This window comes from Sulfitobacter sp. 1A13679, from assembly GCF_043557115.1.
Lineage (GTDB): Bacteria > Pseudomonadota > Alphaproteobacteria > Rhodobacterales > Rhodobacteraceae > Sulfitobacter > Sulfitobacter faviae.
Map to the genome: position 1 here is coordinate 1 of NZ_JBIFFO010000065.1, position 1,264 is coordinate 1,264.

General features: G+C 69.3%; 2 protein-coding genes. Both read left to right on the forward strand.

What is annotated here, in order from left to right; translation table 11 throughout:
• The coding region (locus ACGYLA_RS19540; protein WP_394434641.1) for a VOC family protein at window positions 1-570 on the forward strand (570 nt) is incomplete at its 5' end.
• A partial coding sequence (locus ACGYLA_RS19545; RefSeq protein WP_394434643.1) for an alpha/beta hydrolase occupies window positions 567-1,264 on the forward strand: 698 nt, incomplete at its 3' end. The genes ACGYLA_RS19540 and ACGYLA_RS19545, both read left to right, overlap by 4 nt.

Consider the following 1,264-nt stretch of genomic DNA (forward strand, 5'->3'; position numbering starts at 1 on the left):
CTGCGTGACCCCGACGGGCTGCGGGTCGAGGTGATCGAAGGCGGCGCGCGGGACGAGGGGTTTCACAGCGTGACCCTTTGGCTTGAAGAGGTCGCGGCCACCGCCGCTGTGCTTGAGGCAATGGGCTACGTGCGCGAGGGCGAGGAGGCCGCCGCCACGGGCGGCACCGGCGGGACGGAGACCCGTATTCGCTACCGCTCGACCGAACCCGAGCGTGGTTCGGCCGTGGACCTAATGACCTCGGACGCTCGTTCAATCGGGCGCTCAGGCGCAGGCACTATCCACCATGTCGCCTTCCGTGCGCGCAACGAGGAAGAGCAGCTGGCATGGCGGGCGCGGCTCTCTGCCGCGGGCCAACAGGTCACCCCGGTCATCGACCGGCAGTATTTCGACGCGATCTACTTCCGCACGTCCGGCGGGGTGCTCTTCGAGATCGCCACTGATCCACCGGGATTCGCCGTTGACGAAGACCCAGCCCACCTGGGCGAGGCGCTGAAACTGCCCGAGAAATTTGAGCCTCACCGCGCTCAGATCGAGCAGGTGCTGCCGCAGATCCGGGTGCCGTCGTGAGCGGCCTCGGGGCGGTGACGCGCGGCACCGGTCCGCACGCGGGACAATGGCTGGTCAGCGCTGGTGCTCCGGTGGAACGCGCACGGCTGGCTCTGGTGATGATCCACGGCCGCGGCGGCGCGCCGGAGGATATGTTCGGTCTGGCCAAACACCTTGCCCTGCCGGATCTCGCCGTGCTGGCCCCGCAGGCAGCCGGGCAGTCTTGGTGGCCGGGCAGTTTCCTGGCGCCGCTCACGGCCAATGAGCCGGGGCTCGGCAGCGGGCTGAGCGTCATCTCCTCGCTGCTGGATGACCTGTCTGAGCAGGGTTTCGATCCAACACGCGTGGCGCTGATCGGCTTTTCGCAGGGGGCTTGTCTGGCGTTGGAGGCGGCGGCGCGGCTGGCCCGTCCGTTCCGCGCTGTGGCCGCGCTCTCCGGCGGGCTGGTCGGCACGGGCGAGGCGGGCGGCGTTCCGCGGGCCGACCTCTACGACCGTCCGGCCAAGACCTTCGACTATGCGGGCCGGCTGGCCGATGTGCCGGTGCTGCTCGGTTGTCACGAACGCGATCCGCATATTCCGCTGGCGCGGGTGCAGAAGAGCGCCGATGTGCTGCAGAACATGGGGGCCAAGGTCGAGACGCTGATCCTGCCCGGCGCCGGACATGGTATCGTCGCCGAAGAGGCCGCCTGGCTGCGCAGGCAGCTGAACACCGA